At 45.7% G+C, this 16,121-nt stretch carries 12 protein-coding genes; 3 read left to right on the top strand and 9 right to left on the bottom strand.

Annotation, left to right across the window (positions count from 1 at the left end; genetic code table 11):
* Nucleotides 1–142: 142 nt before the first annotated feature.
* Nucleotides 143–2,464: an alpha-xylosidase gene (gene yicI, locus BK120_RS10650; RefSeq protein ID WP_076267481.1), complete on the bottom strand. Its 2,322-nt coding sequence runs from the start codon at nucleotides 2,462–2,464 to the stop codon at nucleotides 143–145.
* 171 nt (nucleotides 2,465–2,635) lie between these two features.
* On the opposite strand from yicI, the gene BK120_RS10645 reads away from it, so the two are divergent.
* The 3 genes from BK120_RS10645 to BK120_RS10635 all read left to right on the top strand — a co-directional run bounded on the left by BK120_RS10645 (nucleotide 2,636) and on the right by BK120_RS10635 (nucleotide 4,995).
* The gene (locus BK120_RS10645; RefSeq protein WP_076267480.1) at nucleotides 2,636–3,547 is read left to right on the top strand and encodes an AraC family transcriptional regulator; all 912 of its coding nucleotides are present in this window, start codon (nucleotides 2,636–2,638) and stop codon (nucleotides 3,545–3,547) included.
* 140 nt (nucleotides 3,548–3,687) lie between these two features.
* Nucleotides 3,688–3,915 (top strand): hypothetical protein, encoded by a 228-nt coding sequence (locus tag BK120_RS10640; protein WP_053372108.1) that lies wholly within the window; start codon nucleotides 3,688–3,690, stop codon nucleotides 3,913–3,915.
* A 180-nt stretch (nucleotides 3,916–4,095) separates the two neighbouring features.
* Nucleotides 4,096–4,995 (top strand): ArsR/SmtB family transcription factor, encoded by a 900-nt coding sequence (locus BK120_RS10635; RefSeq protein WP_076267479.1) that lies wholly within the window; start codon nucleotides 4,096–4,098, stop codon nucleotides 4,993–4,995.
* A 3-nt stretch (nucleotides 4,996–4,998) separates the two neighbouring features.
* Here the strand turns inward: BK120_RS10635 and BK120_RS10630 are convergent, their stop codons facing one another.
* The 8 genes from BK120_RS10630 to BK120_RS10595 form a co-directional block, all read right to left on the bottom strand.
* Nucleotides 4,999–6,624 (bottom strand): response regulator, encoded by a 1,626-nt coding sequence (locus tag BK120_RS10630; RefSeq protein ID WP_076267478.1) that lies wholly within the window; start codon nucleotides 6,622–6,624, stop codon nucleotides 4,999–5,001.
* Complete coding sequence (locus BK120_RS10625) at nucleotides 6,617–8,440, bottom strand: cache domain-containing sensor histidine kinase (RefSeq protein ID WP_076267477.1); 1,824 nt, start codon at nucleotides 8,438–8,440, stop codon at nucleotides 6,617–6,619. Before BK120_RS10625 ends, BK120_RS10630 begins: the two co-directional genes overlap by 8 nt.
* A gap of 10 nt (nucleotides 8,441–8,450) precedes the next feature.
* Entirely contained in the window at nucleotides 8,451–9,755 is a 1,305-nt protein-coding gene (locus BK120_RS10620) for an ABC transporter substrate-binding protein (protein ID WP_076267476.1), read from the bottom strand.
* Between the two features lie 30 nt (nucleotides 9,756–9,785).
* Nucleotides 9,786–11,537 (bottom strand): family 43 glycosylhydrolase, encoded by a 1,752-nt coding sequence (locus tag BK120_RS35225; protein ID WP_076267475.1) that lies wholly within the window; start codon nucleotides 11,535–11,537, stop codon nucleotides 9,786–9,788.
* A gap of 84 nt (nucleotides 11,538–11,621) precedes the next feature.
* Entirely contained in the window at nucleotides 11,622–12,455 is an 834-nt protein-coding gene (locus BK120_RS10610) for a carbohydrate ABC transporter permease (RefSeq protein WP_076267474.1), read from the bottom strand.
* Entirely contained in the window at nucleotides 12,456–13,352 is an 897-nt protein-coding gene (locus BK120_RS10605; protein ID WP_076267473.1) for a carbohydrate ABC transporter permease, read from the bottom strand.
* Nucleotides 13,353–13,458: 106 nt separating this feature from the next.
* Nucleotides 13,459–14,745: an ABC transporter substrate-binding protein gene (locus BK120_RS10600; RefSeq protein WP_076267472.1), complete on the bottom strand. Its 1,287-nt coding sequence runs from the start codon at nucleotides 14,743–14,745 to the stop codon at nucleotides 13,459–13,461.
* Nucleotides 14,746–15,406: 661 nt separating this feature from the next.
* Nucleotides 15,407–16,063: a hypothetical protein gene (locus tag BK120_RS10595; protein WP_076267471.1), complete on the bottom strand. Its 657-nt coding sequence runs from the start codon at nucleotides 16,061–16,063 to the stop codon at nucleotides 15,407–15,409.
* Nucleotides 16,064–16,121 lie beyond the last annotated feature (58 nt).

Here is a 16,121-nt window from a genome sequence, read left to right as displayed (position 1 = left end):
TATCGACAGTCCTATGCGAAAACCAGTTGTATTATTAGTCTTTTCTTATGCGATTTTGGTCAATGCTCGTACAATGGCACTATAAAAGGGGCAGCTTCGGCCTAGCCTGCATACGGCTGGGTCGAAGCTGCCTCTTATTTGTTTAGATATGAATAGTAAACGCCAGCTGCTTCGAGCCTGCAGCAATGTGCAGAACTGTATCCTTCACATCAGCTTTTACCCCTTCGACAGAACGAATTGGACCTAGCCCCTTCAGTGCCAACGAGAATGCTTTCCCGCTGCCCTCTAATTGAACAGTGATCACTTCGCCTTGGCGTGTTGCCGAGATCGTCAATTCTGTATCGCCTTTGGTATTGCGTACAGCCGTTGCAGCTGTTTTTCCGTCTTCCAGATTATGAAGCTCAAACTGTACGCCATCCGCATAATCATAATCTGGTTTAACCTCATTCGCTCCAAGCGCAATAATGGAATTAGGACGAACGAATAGTGGAAGGCTAAAGAAATCATATTTCTCTTTGCGCCATGAGCCGCCTTCTACAATTTCTCCGGATAACAAATGCGTCCATTTTCCAGCTGGCAAATAATAAGTGACATGGCCCTGCTCGTTGAAAATTGGAGCTACCAGTATAGAGTCGCCCAGCATGTATTGGCGGTCCAGCATTTCGCTGGTCGGATCTTCTGGGAACTCAAGCACCATGGCACGCATCGAAGGCAAGCCCAGCTCAGTTGCTTGAACAGCTGTATTAAATAAGTAAGGCATGATCCGGCATTTCAGCTTCGTGAAGAAGCGAGTAACATCTACCGCTTCCGTATCGTATGCCCAAGGCACTCTATACGATTTGCTTCCATGCAGGCGGCTATGGCTGGACAGCAGACCAAAGGCTAACCAACGTTTGAATACATGCTCTGGCGCAGTGTTCTCGAATCCGCCAATATCGTGGCTCCAGAAGCCGAAGCCCGACATCCCAAGCGACAAACCGCCGCGCAAGCTCTCCGCCATGGACTCATAATCCGCATAACAGTCACCGCCCCAATGTACGGGGAATTTCTGTCCGCCTGCCGTAGCTGAACGGGCAAACAAAGCGGCTTCGTTTCGGCCAAGCTTCTCTTCCAGCACTTCAAATACGACTTTGTTATAAAGCTGAGTATAGTAATTGTGCATTTTCATCGGATCGGAGCCGTCAAAATAAGCGACATCGGTCGGAATACGCTCACCGAAGTCGGTTTTAAAGCTGTCCACACCCATATCGACAAGCTCACGCAGATAATTTGCGTACCACTTGCATGCTGCTGGGTTTGTGAAATCAACGAGCGCCATGCCTGGCTGCCACAAATCCCATTGCCATACATCGCCGTTTGGCTTTTTCACCAAATAGCCATTTTGTTTGCCTTCCTCGAACAAACGCGAGCGCTGAGCAATGTATGGATTGATCCACACGCAAATTTTAAGCCCTTTTTCTTTGAGCCGCGACAGCATGCCGACAGGGTCTGGGAATACCCGCTCATCCCACTTGAAATCGGTCCAATGAAACTCACGCATCCAGAAACAATCGAAGTGGAACACATGCAATGGAAGATCACGTTCTGCCATGCCATCGACGAATGAATTAACTGTTGCTTCATCATAGTTAGTCGTAAATGAAGTGGTAAGCCATAATCCAAATGTCCATGCCGGCGGCAGCGCTGGCTTGCCAGTCAAATCTGTATATTTATGAAGAACATCCTTCATGCTCGGACCATCGATAATGAAATATTCGAGTGATTCTCCTGACACACTGAATTGCACTTTTTTCACTTTTTCCGAAGCGATCTCGAATGATACCAGCTCTGGATGATTGACGAATACGCCATATCCCTTATTGGTCATGTAGAAAGGAATATTTTTGTACGATTGCTCCGAGCTTGTGCCCCCGTCTTTGTTCCAGAGGTCGACGACTTGTCCGTTTCTTACGAAAGGCGTGAAGCGCTCGCCAAGGCCATATACCCACTCGCCAACACCAACATCCAATTCTTCGCGCATAAACGTATTGCCGTTGTCTTCTTTAATGTAGGCCATCGATTTTTGCGTACTTCCCGTAATCCGCTCGCCCGCGCGATAGAAATCCACCGCCCATACGGCTCCTTTACGGATATGAACGCTGAGGCTGCCGCTTGTTAGAACAGCCCGTTCATCATTTTCTTCGATTACAACATGGTCGCCAGTTTGCGAGGACAACTCGAACACTGGGCCACGCTCCCGAACGCCTGCATGATGCACAAGCTTAACGCCAATAATGCCTGGCAGCGGAGAATGAAAATGGACCGTTAACAACATCGTATCCAGCATATTAGAGCGATTATAGATAGGTTGTGGCGAAGCATAAGCAGTTAGTTTGCCATCCTTATGCTCGAAATCATGGACTTGTACAGCCCCTAATACTTTGTATTCATCACGAATGAGCCAGTTGCCGTCTGTAAATTTCATCGACTGAACCAACCTTCCTGTTTAGTTTTATTTGCAATCCTATATAATTGCATTATACTGATAATTAATCGAATAATTCTAACAGAATACTGCTCATCTATAGCACTATTTTGACGATATGCCTCTATGGAATGGCAACTAACTCGCATCAAGCACAGGAGGCCTCTCAAAATGGATCAAACAACTAGGCACGCCTTAAAAGAAGACCGGCTGCATGGCGACAATATGTTCCCGCTTGCCGCCTACTGGATTGAACATGAAGAGGCTGGCGTCCCCGTTCTGGATTGTCATTGGCATGCTGAAGCAGAGTTTTTTTATGTGCTTGAAGGTGAAGTGCTGTTCCAGGTTGATACCGATTATTTCATTGTAAAAGCAGGCGAAGCTGTTTTTATAGACGGTGGCGACATTCATGCTGGTCATGCACAAGGCGATACTGCCTGTTCTTTTTGCGCCATCGTGTTCGATACTCATTTGCTCGCCAGTGCCAGCTATGATGCCGTACAGGAACGATTTATTTCACCGCTTCAGGACAAGAAAAAGACGTTTCCTAGACATATTCAGCCAAAAACAGAATGGGAAATCGCGCTGCTTCAGCATTTGCAATGCATTATGAACGTATGTCAAAGTCAGAAGCCTGGTCACGAGACCGCGGTGAAGGGTCACTTTTATTTAATGCTTCATGAAATTGCCGCGCAAAGCAAGTTTTGCAACAGAAGTGAAACAAGCAATGCCGACTCTACAAAAATTGACAGACTGAAGACCGCTATTGTTTATATGCAAAATCATTTCCAGCGCCCTATACGGATCGCAGAAATTGCTGATCAAATTCCGATGAGCGAAGGTCAGTTTTGCCGATTCTTCAAGACGATGACCAGACAAACGCCAATTGAGTATTTGAATGCTTATCGAATTAGACAAGCAACGGAGCTGCTTCTGAAGCCAGAGCTCAAAATAGCAGCTGTAGCGCTTGATGTCGGATTCGATCATATTAGTTATTTCGTCAAAGTATTTCGCAAAATGATGAAATGCACGCCTTCCCAGTTTCGCAAAAAACAGCTTGAATCGTCGGATCGTCGTCCATAATAAGAAAAAACGTGTATGATTTGGTCATTTACTCAAAAGTTACAGCTTTGTAACCAAATACTCACCGAATTTTAAGAATTATTTAATAATTGTACGTTACACTATAAAAAAAAATCCTTCGCGGGATGGAGGTCCATACTATGAAAACGATGCTGATGTTCCAAAATAAAACGATACCTGTCTATTTAACAGATACAAATAAGCAAGCCATTGAGAAATTGACCGCAGTACTTAATCGTAAACTGACAACAGGCAAAAACGCACTTAAAACATGTATCAAATCGCTTATTAGCGTAGAAATTGTAGGCAGTGAGGCAACGCTTCATTCTTATTTCGAACGTGACACTCTAACCATTTCCCTATATTAATCTAGACTTCCCATATACCGAAATACGAAGAGGGTGATCCTTTTGGTCTATACAGGCCATCAGGACACCCTCTTCTTTTATTTACAACGTTCAAACGCTTTAATTAGTAAACATTTGAGTTGTGTAATTAACTTTCGAATTATATAATGTTAGCAAACATAACGGAATGAGGATCAATCGATGAACATAGAGGTTAACAGCCGCAATATCAAATTTCTTGAATGCTTTGCATCGGACACAAGAGTGAAGATCATTGAATTATTAAATATTAAACCAATGAACATTAAAGAAATAGCTGAAGCGCTAGGCATTTCGTCAGCCATCGTGACTAAGCATATTCAGAAGCTTGAAGAAGCATCCATTATTACGACAGAAAGTGTGCCCAGCACGAGAGGCCGTCAGAAGGTATGCCATCTCACACTCGATTCTGCTACGCTGCAATTTCGTGTGAAGGAGCAAGCCATTCAAAATAGGTATGCCGTATCCATTCCAATTGGTCAATATTCCTCTTATGAAGTAAAACCTACTTGCGGACTGACATCGGATACCAAAATTATCGGCATGGTGGATGACCCGCGCTACTTCTCCGATCCTGAGCATGTGAAGGCATGCCATCTGTGGTTCGGAAGCGGCTATATTGAATATCGCATTCCTAATTATTTAGTAGGAAAACAATCGGCAAAAAGCATTTCCATATCGCTTGAAATATGCTCGGAAGCACCGCACTACAACGAGAACTGGCCTTCTGATCTTTCCTTTTATATTAATGACATCTTGCTCGGAGTATGGACTTGCCCAGGAGACTTCGGTGCAGTAAAGGGTGTGTATACGCCGAGCTGGTGGGATTTGGGGACTCAGCATGGCTTGCTGAAACAAATAACCATCGACTCAGGAGGCTCCTTCATCGATGGCATTCGGATGTCTGACCGGACGATAACGGATCTTGATGTTGGCTTTGGCGACGACATCAGATTCCGTATATGTGCGCCGGAGACTGCAACGCACAGCGGCGGGCTAAGCATGTTCGGCAAACAATTCGGGAATTATGATCAGGACATTCAAGTTTACGTCGCCTACTAGCAGCTAGTTCTGCATAACATTCGGTTTGATATGGATATCTTCACGGTATTCCTTTGGCGACATACCGGTTTCATTGCGAAACACACGGTTAAAATGGCGGATATTCGTGAAGCCCGTATGTTCAGCTATCGTAGCAATTTTATTATCGGTTTGAACCATTTGCCGCTTCGCTTCAAAGATTCGAATCTCAGTAAGCCGCTCAACGAAGGATTTCCCGGTTTGCTTCTTGAACAAGGTGCTGAAATATGCTGCATTTAAATAGACGGAATCGGCTACCTCTTTAAGCGTCAGCGCTTTGGAATAATGCTGTTCAATATATCGAATCGATTTTTCAATGGGATCATGCTCAGGCTGCGCCGTACTCTCAGCGATACATACGGCTAAACGAACGAGCAGCTGCGAGCATGCATCCATCAGCTCTTCTCTGGAAGAGATCGAGCAAATATCAAATAGAACGGTTTTCATATCCTTCATGCCCAGCCACTGCTTCGTTAACCGCAGCCGCCCTGCTGCTTCATAATAATGAATGAGCAGCTTGCATAGCTGCTGATGCACGGTTTCCGGCGTTTTGGCATCAAGGCAAAGCTCACTAACGAAAGCATGGGCTGCCGCCGCGACCTGTTCCAGCTTCCCCTCATTCATGGCCAGATCCAGCTTCTCCCACGACCATTTTTTCAGTTCACCTTTGAAACGATCTTCCGTGCCTAAATCACTGTAGACTAACACTTTATCTCCGCCAACGATGAGCCTGTGAAGCAAAGCAATTTCCGCTTCGTTGTACGCATCGGATATCGATTTAAAGCCCTTTGCCACCTGGCCTATGCCGATCGTGACCGTCATATTCGATAAGCTTGTAATTTGTCTGCGAATCGTCTCGCCTATTTCCCGCACGGCAGCCATCGCTTGGTCACTATCCTCAATATTTAGCAGCGCCGCTACTTCCGTCTCCGACATGATGAAACAAAAGCCATTTGTTCTCCTGCTCAGCACTTCTTGCACGAGCTGTTGAATATACAATTGAAACAAAGAAGGATCAGCTTGATTATACCGCTCACTGCCGATTGAATTTTTGTCTAATTTCACAACCATGCAGGTGAAGTAAGGTTGATGAAAGTCGATCCCAATGGTCCGAAGCAGCTCCAAATCCGCTTCATTCACGCTGCCCTTCAGAAGGCCAGTTAACAGATGTTCACTTACATGCTGCCTAATCCGATGCTCATCACGATGGGGATTGCTAACCGGAACCGCTTGGCTAAGCTGTACTTTCTCTTTAAGCATTTGAAGCACCTTATCCAGCTCTTCGCGCTCAATCGGCTTCATCATATAATCCTTCGCGCCTTGCCTCATCGATTGCTGAATATAGACAAAATCATCAAACCCGCTTATAACGACACATAACACATGCGGAAAACGCTCCTTCATCATCTGCTGCAATTGAATGCCATCCATGCGAGGCATCCGAATATCCGTCAGAATAGCTTCTGGCTCAAGCTCCTCCACCAGCTGCAATGCTTCATAACCATCCCGCGCTTCACCAACGACCTCCCATTCCGGGTCGAGTTCTATTATCATTTTGCGCAAGCCTTTTCTAAATATCGATTCATCATCTACAATAACGATTCTAGGCATGAGCATCCCCTTTCATTTGATCAGGCTTCTCAAATACAGCAGGAAAAGTCATCGTAACTTTCAAGCCTTGATATGGCATGCTCTCCAGCATTAAACCATACGATTCACCATAATGAAGAACAATTCTACGATGGACATTTAATAATCCATTGCCGGAGCTGCCTCCTAAATCCTTCGAATGCTGAAGTCGTCGGCGAATATCCGCGAGCTGCTCCTCCGTCATCCCAATACCATCGTCTTCAATGATAATACGCAGCACGTTTTCTTCTATTTTGCAGGTTAATGTAATTCGCCCGTTGCCCACACCCTGATCGATGCCGTGGTTAATGGCGTTCTCGACAATCGGTTGAATAATTAAGGGAATGACCATACAGGTCAAAGAAGCTTCTTCTCGGTCTAATCGAAAATCGATCCGATCCTCATAGCGCATTTTTTGAATCGTCATGTAACCCAAGACATGTCCCAGCTCATCCCCAAGGTTGACATGTTCTTTCTGGCTGCTCAAGCTGTAACGCAGCAGCCTGCTTAAATTATTCGTCATTTTGACAACCTCTTGATTGCCGTCGACTTCTGCATACATACTGATCGATCCAAGCGTATTATACAAAAAATGCGGATTGATTTTGCTTTGCAAAGCCGCAATCTGCGCATCCTTCTCGCGAATCTCTGTCTCATAAAGCAAGTAACCAAGCTCGCTTAGCTTGGATACCATCGTATTGAACGCTTTGCCCAAATGGCCAACTTCATCCCATTGCTTGACGGGAAAGGATACGAGAAGATCGCCGCGTTCCACCTTGCGCATGAGCCTAATTAAACCTCGCAGCGGCTCTGTTATTCGAAACGCAAGGAATACCGACATAAGCATAGCAAGGCCCATACAGATGACACCAAACAGAATAATCGAATTCCGCATAATTAAACTGTCCTTCATCAGCTCCGACACCGGAACGACTCCAACTGTCGTCCAATTGGTGATCGATGACGTCACGTAAGAAACGAGCTGCCGCTCTCCGTTAAGTGCAGCGTGTGTAACCCCTTCCGGCGCTTTATCCTTATAAAGGCCTCCCAAAGCCTCTTGCGGCATCGTTCGATTTTTACCGACAACGACTCCACCGTCTTGATCCATAATATATAAAGCTTCCTTCGTTCCGAGCGTAACCTGCGATATCATCTTATGAATGACCGTTGGATCTACATCAATAACGATATATCCAAGCTTTTTCCCGCTATCAAAGCTGCGCAGCTCCCTTGCAATAGAGAACACGGGGTATACCGTTCCGCTGGTAGACTGAATATTGTGGGTTGTAATAAAAATGGATTGTCCGTTGCCGCCCTTCTCGTTTTGGAGCCACTGCGCATTCTCATCTAGTCGATACGTCGTGACATATTGGCTTTCCGGCAGTACAACATAGGATGCGCCGCTTTCCCCAAATAACGAGACACCCACAATATCGATGCGGCCGTTCAGAAATACTTGGGAGACAAAGCTGTTTAATTGCTTAATCTCTTCCAGTGTTAAAGCCTGACCCTGCTCACGCTTGCTCTCTAGAAAAGCTGTAATTTGCTCATATTGATAGGGCATAAGCGTCAAACGATCTAATTCTGCCATATAAGTATCCAGATTTAGCGTCAGCTGCTTCATGGTCTGCAGTTGATAGTCGCCGACCTTCTGCTCAAGCGTCGAAGCAAACCGAGTGAATGCGAAATACCCCATAACGCTGAGTGGAAGCACGATGAGTATAAAGTTTATGAGGATGAGCTTTCGTGCCAGCTCCTGATTTTTGAACCACCCAATCACCGCGAGTACCCGCTTCATAGCTATCTCCTTACTTCCTCAGCTCGATGTTCACCCTTTTCACGGCTGCTTGCAGCGTTTCCTCAGGCGTTTGCTCCGAATAATTCATTTTTTCAAATTCTTGAATTAAAATTTCAACGATCGACCATTGCCGGACATGACGCGGCCAATAAGCTACATAGTTTGCGGAAGCTGCATAGGAGCTTCTGTAATTCAAGCTGTTAAACGGTTCGCTGGCAACGACCTTTGTCATGCTTGGCACATGGCCCGCTTCCGCCCACATCGCACCGTTTTCTACACACCATTTGACAAAAGTAAGCGCCGCTCGCTTCTTCTCATCTGTCATCCCATGCTTGGTTGGTATGGCAATGGTGTGCGAATCCCCCCATACCGCAGCCCGGTCGAACAACGCAGGCATTGGAATTACGCCAAAGTCCAAATTTTTTGCTTTCTCAAATGCACCCGTTCCCCACATCCCTGTAATTAGCACCGCAGCTTTTCCATCATAAAAAAGCTTGAATGCATCATTAATATCAGGCGGAATAAGCCCTTTCTTGTACAAATCATTCATATAGCTTAGCGCTTGCAGCGCTTGCGGATTGTTGAATACGGCAGCAGTTGCATCCTCATTATAAAAGCTGCCCCCGCCGTCTATTTGGTTATACAGACTCCACCAAAGCCATACGGAATCAATCCGAGTACTCGGCTGAGCCATCGGCGCAATGTCGGCTGGTATTGAAGACTTAAGCTTCTGCAGGAAAGCTTCAAATCCCGCAGCTCCTGCCCCGATCAATGGCTTATCCGCCTCATCAATTAGACCTGCTTTACGCAAATAGGTTTTATTGTAAAACATAACAAGCGCATGCGTATCAAGCGGCACAGCGTAAGGGATTCCGTCATACATGGTAGAATCGAGAATATTGCGATTAAAGCCCGACCAGTCCAGCCCGATCTGCTTAGCAGGCTCTGTCAGATTCTCGATATAGCCGTTCTGTACGAACTGCGGCAAACTTGTCTGATGCAAAATCGCAAGCTCCGGCGCATTGCCAGACATTATCGCCGTTTTTAGCCTCGTGTAATAGTCATCCAATCGAGAGTTTACTTGCACAACGTTAATCGTCGGATTCTCTTCATTAAATCGTGTGACCATTTCCGTCATAAACTGATTGTCGCCGCCGCTAAACGGCGTCCAGTACTCAAGCCTTATAGCCTCAGGCTTCGTCTCTTCATTCTTCTGATCTGCTTCTTGCTCGGAGGCGCAGCTTGTCAAGGCAATGACCAGGAGACCAATTAGTGTATAGGAGACCCACTGCGCGCTCCATTTTTTTATATTCATGTCTAGCGCCTCCGTAGCCTGAGTTGTTAGTTAGTTTCTATCGGAAACAATATCGATATAATCGATTTCAAGCGGCCCGGTCGCATTTCCAAATTGCAAAGTATTGTCATCCATTTTCAGGTTTACGCTTACGGTTATCTGCTGCTCTGCATCTGCCTCACTTGCGGGAATACTTATCTTTTGTACACGTCCGCTATTAACCTTCAGCTCCAGCATCTGCTTGCTTCCTGTCCCATTAGCCACACTTAAATGTAAAGCATATTTCCCACCCATCGGAACTCTAACATGATCAAAACGAATCGCGTCCTTATCACCCTCTGCCAATTGAACAGAACGGCCATTCGATTTTGTCGAGCTTTCAATAAGCTCACTGTCTGATGAGAACTGCGCGTACTCCGCTTCAAAACGTGGAATTTCAATCGCCGAGATCAGATCAGCTGCCTGATTTCCTATAAAAGAAAGGTGGTTTTGCCCATCGTTCAGCGCAATTGAAGCATATACATATCCCACTTCATTTGGCTTAGTAGGTAGAAGTATAATTTCTGCACCAACCGCATCATTCACATTGACCTGAATACGCTGCTCTGTTTCCGCATCGTTTGTGTAATGGACTAATAATGGGGCATCCGTAGCAAGTGAAGACGATATCCCGCTGAAATCTAAGTTATCTTTGTCAGTAGCTGCTGCATGCTCTGCACGTATTAATCCTGTGCCCGCTGGTACTTCAATTGCTGTAGCAAGAGATAATGGAGAACCAAAGACAGGCAAACCATCCTTCTGCCATTCAATCCGCTGGGCACGCGCCTTCCGATTATTCCAGCCGTCCCCTTGACCGCTTGTCGCATGGTAGACGATCCAATCCTCGGTTCCGTCTGGCGAGGCAACAAACGTATTGTGACCAGGACCGTAAACTTCAGCATCTCCATCCATTTGCATAAGGGGCTGCTCAGCTTTTGTCCATTTCGCCGGATCAAGCGGATCTGCTCCCAGCTCTAATGACAATAATCCAATGCTATAGAACGGTGTCCAGCTTCCCGCACCAGAATAAGCAATCCATACACGGCCGTCTTTTTTCAAAATCGCTTGGCCTTCATTTATGAACGGAGGTCCGCCTGCTCTCTCCCATTCCAAATCCGGCTCGCTAAGCAATACTCGCGGTCCGCTAATCGTGTATGGATTGCTCATCGGTGCAATGTACGTATTTTGTTGTACATTTAAATCGCCTTCCCAGCCCGACCATACAAAATACAGCTGCCCCTCATGCTCAAGCGCGAGGCCGTCAATAGCCCATTTGTTTGTCGAATCCGTCACTTGGCCTTTAAACGCATAGCTGCCCATCGGATCGCTGGTTTCCGCTTCGAGCGCATACATGCGATGGTTTTCATTTTCACCGTTATCTGCTGCAAAATAAATATAAAACTTTCCTTGAATATATTGAATTTCCGGCGCCCACAAATTTGCCGAATACATCGTATCCACAGGCGGGTACCATACCACCTTCCGCTCTGCTTGATTGAAGTCGAGCGATCGCGATTTCATAATCATAATATCCGTTCCGTTATGCGTAAACGTCATATAATAAAATCCATTGACGTAAATGATGCTCGGATCTGGTGTGTCCATAGATGCTAATGTATTTTTGAACGTTCCACCATGCCCATTATAAGCTCCCGCAGCCGTAGTGTCATGATTCATTTTATTCACGATAAAAGCCCCCAAAATAATAATAATTACCGCAATCATAGATGCGATCAGAGTTATACGCTTACGATTAAGTTTCATGACATTCCCTCCGCTTACTCGCCAACATGGACAGAAAGAGACCTTATCGGTCTCTTCTCCTTGCCATATCGGTGTAATCATTGATTATTTCACTGCCGATTGTGTAATAGCTCTCACAAAGGAGCGCTGTCCAAGAATGAATACAATAACGACTGGAAGCGTTGCGACTGTCGTCATCGCCATAAGCTTGCCGTAGCTTTGGGTATAGCTTCCTGTTGCCATCATCGCTATGCCCGCCGTGATCGTGCGCATCTCGGGTGATGTTGTCGCATACAGCGGCCATACAAAATCGTTATAGATCCCCATAAAAGTGAAGATGGCTAATGTCACCATAATAGAAACGGCGGATGGCAATAAAATACGAGCATATATCTGCCACTTGTTCGCTCCGTCAATACGCGCCGCTTCTTCGATTTCCTTTGGAAAGGAAGCGAAAAACTGATAGAGCAAAAAGACGCCAAACGCCCCCGCAGTTGCCGGCAAAATCAGTGCGGGATACGTATTGATTAAATTGAGTGCATTAAATTCCAAATACATGGGCAGAAACGTGAGCACGCCAGGAATCATAAGTGATGCGATAAATAAGGAAAGCATAATTCTGCGAAGCGGCAAATCGTTTAATCTCGCCAATGCATAAGCAGCCATAGAATCGATAATGAGTACGAGAATGGTGCCAATGAGCCCAACCGACAAGGAGTTAACAATCCAGCGCGTAATGGGTACGTTCATTAATTCACCGGTCAAGCCTTGTACGAAGTTATCGATCGTTGGTTTTATCGGAAAAAAGTTCATTTTCCCAGACAATGCTTCGAAATCATTTTTAAACGATGTTGAAATCATCCAAACGAGCGGGAGGAGGAAAAATACCGCAATGATTATGGCAAGCACGATAAGCCATAACTTTTTTGTCTTTACCATTTAAACCTCTCCCTTTCTGCCGCTCGTCAGCTTGAACTGTACGATGGATATAATAATAATGAGCAGTGCCATAACGATCGCCATCGCTGAAGCTGAACCTACTTCTTTGCGTAAAAAGGCTTGATCCAGCACATTGATGAGCAGCACCTTCGTCGTATCGCCGGGTCCGCCGCGTGTTAATAAATAAGGCTGCGCATAAATATTAAAGGAAGCAATCGTCGATGTAATCATAATGAACAGCATAACCGGACGAATCGACGGTAGCGTTATTTTCGTAAATTTATTCCATGCGTTTGCCCCATCAATCGAAGCAGCTTCATAGAAATCCTCTGGCACTTCATTTAGTGCATTTATAAAAATAATCATATTGAAGCCAATTGTCCACCAAAGCGTCGTCACAATAAGCGAGATCCACGCCCATGGCGTATCCGTTAGCCAAGGAATGCTGTTGATGCCAAGCTTAGCAAGCATACTATTAAGAAAACCGGCATTCGTATCGAACATCATCAGCCAAATGACCGCCATAACGGAAGCTGACAACGCGTACGGAAGAAAATAAAAGGTACGAAACAAACCGCGTATTTTGGCAGGCAGCGCATTAACAAGCATCGCTAATGACAACCCAACAATGATTAAGAGTGGAACGGAAAATAAGACAAATTGAGCGGTTACCCACAACCCTCTAAAGAAAATATCGTTAAGATACGTGCCTGGCGTAAAAATTTTGATGTAGTTGGCAAGTCCAACAAATTCATGTTCCTTCGATAGCAGCTCGAAATTTTGAAGGCTGATATATACGCCGTAAAGAATCGGGAACAGCAAAAAAATACTGAACGCTGCTAAGTATGGCAGTACGAATAAAAAAGAAGTGAATCGTGACGCAAATGTCGTTTTCAAACGGAGTCCCCCTGACGCTTTCCATATTTTCCAGCACAAGCAATCGCAGCTTTAGAAGATGGGAACGGACTCTGCTATTCCCATCCTCCTCGCTGCTTACGATTATTTATTTTTTCATTGCTTGCTTCGATTTGGCTGCCGCATCATCAAGAGCCTTTTGTGCATCTTTTTTGCCAAGCAATGCATTGTTCAGCTCGCCCCAGATTGGCTCAGAGATCGTGCCCCAGTTCAATACATTTGGCGCAAATTGTACATAAGAAAATGCCGATGCTACATTGTTTTGGAACGTTAGCGCTTTAAACTCATCACTCTCAAGCATTGGTTTCGATGCCAGCGCTTGACCGGACTCCGCCCAGTCCATTGAATTTGTGGATACGTATTTCAAGAAATCGCCGATACCTGCTGTTTTGGCTGCATCCGTTACGCTTTTTGGAATAACGAAGCCATGGGAGCCTGCGAATACCGCTTGCTTCGCTTTACCGATTTGTGGAACAGGCGCAACGCCATAATTTAATCCTGCTTCATCAAATTGTGACTTCATCCACGGGCCGTTGAATTGGATCGCATTTTTTCCTTGCAGGAACAATGTGTTTTCGCCGTCTTGTTGAACATTCCCAGGCGAAACGCCGTTATCCACCATGCCGCGCAGCCATTGAACCATTTCAACCGCTTCCGGAGAGTTGTAGGCTACGTCTGTTCCGTTCCAAAGCTCGCCGCCATTTTGCCATACTAGTGTTGGGAAAATGAACTGCTGTGGCCATAAGGTTGGAACAACATAACCGTAAACGCCTTTCTCTTTGTCCGTCAGCTTCTGAACGGCATCATCAAACTCTGTACGGTTCGTTGGAGCTGCAGAAATGCCCGCTTTATCGAACAAATCTTTGTTGTAATACATCACAAGCGGATGGATATCAAGCGGAATGGAATACCACTTGCCATCGAGCGTCGAATACGTCGTTGCTGCATCTGCAAAGTCCGCTTTATTGATGCCTGCGCCCGCTGCAATCTCATCGATCGGCTGCAATTGATCTTTGCTAGCGTAGGTTGGTACTTGATCAACGTGCATAATCATCATGTCCGGGCTTTCTTTGCCTGTGCTTAGCGCTACGTCCAATTGCTTGTAATATTCGCCGTTTGGCTGAATAACGAAATTCACTTTATATTGATCTTGCGAGCCGTTATATTTGTCTACGATTTTTTTCATGAACGGGCCATCCGAACCAGAGAATGGTGACCAGAACAAAATTTCTGTCTTTTTGCCGCTGCCGGCGCTTTTACCGCCGTCTGCTGGCTTCTCTCCGCCATCCTTGTTGCCGCTGCAGCCAGCAGCAACCAGCGCAATGATCGTGACCATTAGAAGCAGCATTGAAAACTTATTGCGTGCTTTACTCATTTTTTTGTCCCCCTAAAAATGATATTGGATAGACTTGGTGTCTTCCGTGGTTTCATCATAAGCGGAGGGGCAAAGCAAACATATGCCGCATTTATAGATGATATGGACATATTTTTGGATAGCTCTAGTTACCGAATGTGTATACAACGTAAAAAAAGGCCAACCAGTAAGCTCTGGTTGACCTAATCATACAAAGGAGCTGCCCCAGTAGTAGATTTATCTACGTTTGGAACAGCCCCTGCTTTTTATTGATAGAGCTTAGAAAGAAGAACGATGATGTCCTCTCCTTATCACACTTATAGCTTACGAACCTAGTAGGCCTTATTTAAAGCATTCTTAATGAATTAACATTATAACGAACTCTAGAATCGTTATTACGAGGAATGCAGCTCATGAGACCATGCAAATCATGATATAACGTGAATACGGTTCGTTAAAATGAAAGAAGAACGGTCTTCTGCATCATAAGCATACTACAGTTCGTTAGAGCAACCAGCGAACAGATTGCTTTTGAAAATGCCTACTTCTAATGTGCATAGGATGTTGAGACGACTAAAATTAGCCTTAACGCTGCCAGTGCTTCGCTTTCGGAAGGTGCATTAGTTGCTGCATTGCTATTTGTGTTATTCGTAACGCCGCAGGCGGATACGAAGACAGATAGCTATTGCGTTGTTGCCTGCTGCTCCTGCCTTGGCTGTCTGCCGCCGCCAGCGCCTCCGCCAAAACCACCGAAACCTCCCGTACGAACAGTAATGGATTCTGCAATCTGCGTATCGTCAGTTAGCATAATAGACAAAATATCATCAGCTTTTAGATCTGCCAGCGTTATTTCTTTCTCTGCCATTTGTTCATTCTCGAAGGTGACTGTCATAATTTTGGTCGTATCTGTCACTTGAATGTCCACCGTCTCCTCTGAGAACATGGCGTCCATATTCATCCTGCCGCCGCCCTCAGGAGCCGTTCCATCACCAGCGGGTGGTTGCGGAGCCTCACCTTCTGCTGGCATTTCAGCGCCTTCTGGAGCCTGCTGCCCCTCGCCCGCTCCAGGCATATTGTCCGTTCCATCCCCTTGCGGCGGACCGCCTTGTCCCATAGCCGATTTGTAGAGGGTAATCGTTTGGCCATCCACCGATTTCACTTTACCCATCAAATCCGCTTGAGCCCCCATCTGCCCCATGCCCGCTCTGGCTCCATTCCGCTGTACTTTGCCCTGAGCATCCACTTGCTGATCGGATGAAACCTGTTCGTCCTGAGCTCCGCAGCCTGCCAAAGCAGCAGCGATAACCACAGCGCTAAGCATCACTTTCCATTTGTTCATATCGTTCATCTCCTACGAATATGTAATGAATAGCTTCTATTCATAACATTCTAGCATT

The sequence above is a fragment of the Paenibacillus sp. FSL A5-0031 genome, from assembly GCF_001956295.1.
Classification (GTDB): domain Bacteria; phylum Bacillota; class Bacilli; order Paenibacillales; family Paenibacillaceae; genus Pristimantibacillus.
The sequence above is the reverse complement of the archived record's forward strand: the minus strand, read 5'-3'. Positions and strand labels throughout refer to the sequence as shown.

Coding starts and splice junctions, on each gene's coding strand:
- yicI (WP_076267481.1), bottom strand. CDS start 2,464: ATGAAATTTACAGACGGCAACTGGCTCATTCGTGATGAATACAAAGTA.
- BK120_RS10645 (WP_076267480.1), top strand. CDS start 2,636: ATGGATCAAACAACTAGGCACGCCTTAAAAGAAGACCGGCTGCATGGC.
- BK120_RS10640 (WP_053372108.1), top strand. CDS start 3,688: ATGAAAACGATGCTGATGTTCCAAAATAAAACGATACCTGTCTATTTA.
- BK120_RS10635 (WP_076267479.1), top strand. CDS start 4,096: ATGAACATAGAGGTTAACAGCCGCAATATCAAATTTCTTGAATGCTTT.
- BK120_RS10630 (WP_076267478.1), bottom strand. CDS start 6,624: ATGCCTAGAATCGTTATTGTAGATGATGAATCGATATTTAGAAAAGGC.
- BK120_RS10625 (WP_076267477.1), bottom strand. CDS start 8,440: ATGAAGCGGGTACTCGCGGTGATTGGGTGGTTCAAAAATCAGGAGCTG.
- BK120_RS10620 (WP_076267476.1), bottom strand. CDS start 9,755: ATGAATATAAAAAAATGGAGCGCGCAGTGGGTCTCCTATACACTAATT.
- BK120_RS35225 (WP_076267475.1), bottom strand. CDS start 11,537: ATGAAACTTAATCGTAAGCGTATAACTCTGATCGCATCTATGATTGCG.
- BK120_RS10610 (WP_076267474.1), bottom strand. CDS start 12,455: ATGGTAAAGACAAAAAAGTTATGGCTTATCGTGCTTGCCATAATCATT.
- BK120_RS10600 (WP_076267472.1), bottom strand. CDS start 14,745: ATGAGTAAAGCACGCAATAAGTTTTCAATGCTGCTTCTAATGGTCACG.
- BK120_RS10595 (WP_076267471.1), bottom strand. CDS start 16,063: ATGAACAAATGGAAAGTGATGCTTAGCGCTGTGGTTATCGCTGCTGCT.